The organism is Novipirellula sp. (assembly GCF_041583735.1).
Lineage (GTDB): Bacteria > Planctomycetota > Planctomycetia > Pirellulales > Pirellulaceae > Novipirellula.
The window spans coordinates 1-2768 of sequence record NZ_JBFHFD010000886.1 but is presented as its reverse complement, the minus strand read 5'-3'; the positions used below and the strand labels follow the sequence as shown (position 1 = coordinate 2768).

General features: G+C 52.8%; 1 protein-coding gene. It reads right to left on the bottom strand.

The genetic code is table 11. The annotated features are described in order from the left end of the window. On the bottom strand, positions 1 to 2740 hold a 2740-nt coding region (locus ABX962_RS34160; RefSeq protein ID WP_372726135.1), incomplete at its 3' end, for a PAS domain-containing protein. Positions 2741 to 2768: the final 28 nt, after the last annotated feature.

Sequence of the window (2768 nt, the reverse complement as noted above, 5' to 3'; positions counted from 1 at the left end):
TTGCTCCCGCTTTTTTGAGCAACGATTTACTGAGAAAGCGGATGTCGCGGCGGTCGTCGACGACCAAAACGTGACAGTCCAATGTGATCGTTTCGGCGGGCGTGGTGCTTGGCGGCGGTTCGATCGTCAATTTGGGCTGGATCATTTGCACGTCCTCAATATCGCCTGTGGAAATCGAGACGGTGAACTTACTGCCTTTACTCAGTTCGCTCTCCACCGAGATTTCTCCGCCCAACATCTCGGTCAACCGTTTACTGATCGCCAACCCGAGTCCCGTGCCGCCAAATTCGCGATTGACATTCCCGTCCCCTTGCGAAAATGGCTGGAACAACCGTCGCTGTTGTTGTTTGCTCATTCCGATTCCAGAGTCGACAATTTCGAATTGCAGTATCCCATGGTCATGTTGCTGACCCACATAACGCACGATGATTTTCACCATGCCGGCGGGGGTGAATTTAATTGCGTTGCCGACCAAGTTAATCAGAACTTGTTTCAAGCGTTTGGGATCCGAGGTGATTTCTGCAGGGATTTTTCCGTGGTATTCGACATCGAGTTCAAGGTTGCTCTCGGTCGCACGGACCTCCATGATCGAGCGAACGTCTTCCACTAAATGGCTGGGAGCGAACCGTTGTTGGCTGATTTCAAATTTGCCTGCTTCGATTTTTGACAAGTCAAGAATGTCATTAATGATGTCCAGCAAAAAACCACCGTTGTGCCGGATCGTGCGAACGTGCGAAAGCGTTTCGTCATCGTTGACCTTTTCGGCGATCAAGTCGGCATAGCCCAGGATTGCGGTCATTGGGGTGCGGATTTCGTGACTCATGTTCGCCAAAAACGCACTCTTGGATTCGTTCGCTGCGACCGCCTGTTCGCGTGCTTCTTTGAGTGACTGTTCGAACTCGTGTTGATTCGTAATGTCCAGCAGCGTGCCGATGATTTGAGAGGGCCGTTTTTGGCCTTCGCTGCCTTTGCTCCACAGCGTTTTGGTTTGCAGTCGCACCCAGCGGATATGGCCGTCAAGTCGCGTGATGCGAAGGTCGAGCGGCGTCATCAGTTTCCGCCGCGTCTGGGCCGCTTTCAGAAAATAGTGCTGGTACGCATCCACATCTTCGGGGTAGACAAACGAGGGCGTTTGGCTCATTTCGATTTGAAACGTGTAATCTTCGGGATAGCCGACGATTCGTTTGAACTCTGGTGAAAACATTACTTTTTGCGACCGCAAATCGACATGCAACATGCCAAAACCGGCCGCTTTGGCGGCAACGCTCAAGCGTTGGGCACTGAGCCGGATCTCTCGTTCATTTCGCTTTCGTTCGGTGATGTCCACGCCGCTAGGCACCACAAATGCGACCTCGCCTTTTTCGTTTCGAGCCGGGGCAATCCTGTATTGAAGCGAGCGTTTTGAGCCGTCGGCGATCCAGTAATCCAGTTCCATTTCGAAGCTTTCCCCCGCAGCAGCACGTTGAAAGGATTCTCGGATTGAAGACTGAACCTTCGCCGATCGACGCCACCATGGACACTCCCAGAATTTTTTTCCAATGATCTGGTCACGCGTGTATCCACACCCCGTGGTGGCTGTTTCGTTGACTTCGCTGACGTGACCATCCAGATCGATCACGCCGACAAAGATCAAGGTGACATCGAAAATACCTTGCAGTTTTGTATTGCTGCTTTCGTAATTTTCCAATGCTGATTTGATTGCTTCTTCCGATTCACGCCGAGTGGTGATATCCAACTCGACCCCGATCATCTGCAGCGGTGAATCGCTGTCTTTGATGGAAAGATGGGCTAGCGACATCACCCAGCGATAGGCTTTGGATGAACGCCGGATGCGATATTCACAGCGATACGGCGTACCCTCTTCCAAGCTTTGACGCAGGGTCTGCTCGACATGATCTCGGTCATCGGGATGGACCAGATCAAGAAACTCCGCGAGTCCTCCGATCGGTTGGGCGGACTCGATTCCCGATTGTTTGCTCAATTCACCGGAGCGATAGAATTGGTCGGCATTGACGTGCCATTGCCAAAGTTTCAACTCCGCAGCACTGAGTGCCAAACGCAGCCGCTCTTCGCTGGCCAGAATGCGACGCTCGGATTCCTTCGCGGCGGTGACGTCCCAGTTCAGCCCATGGATCCGTGTAATCTTGCCTTGTTCATCACGCAGGATGGTGCCAACCGAAGCCAGCCAGATTACCTGGCCATCGGGACGAATGATGCGGAATTCGGTTTCATAGTTATCGCCATTTTCGGTCGCCTGCTTCCACACAGATTTGAGCGAGGGAAGGTCATCGGGATGGACGCTCTGAAAGAACAATTCGGATGAGGGGTTCTCTTGCCAAGGGATACCCAGCAGTTGGAATAGAGATTCTTCCCAGACGCTTCTTTCCTCGCTCCACTCCCAGGCTGACATTGCACCTGCCTTGAGCGCCATCGAAATGCGGCGTTCGTTTTCGATTAATCGCATCTGAGCGGCATAGCGATCACTAATGTCAACGCCCGAGGGGATCAGGTATTCGATATTGCCGTTGGCATCCCGGACCGGTGCCATCATGAAATCGATCATCAGCGGATTGCCTGCCTTGGAATACAATCCGACGTCGAACCGCACCGTTTCACCGGCAAAGGCGCGATCCATTGCGTCTCGCATTTGGTTGGCGACCGCTTCATCGTAAGTCCACCACGCGCATTCGGCAAAGTGTTTTCCAATCACATCGTCGCGACTCAGGCCTGCGATACTCATCGAACGATCGTCGACCTCGAGTAATTTG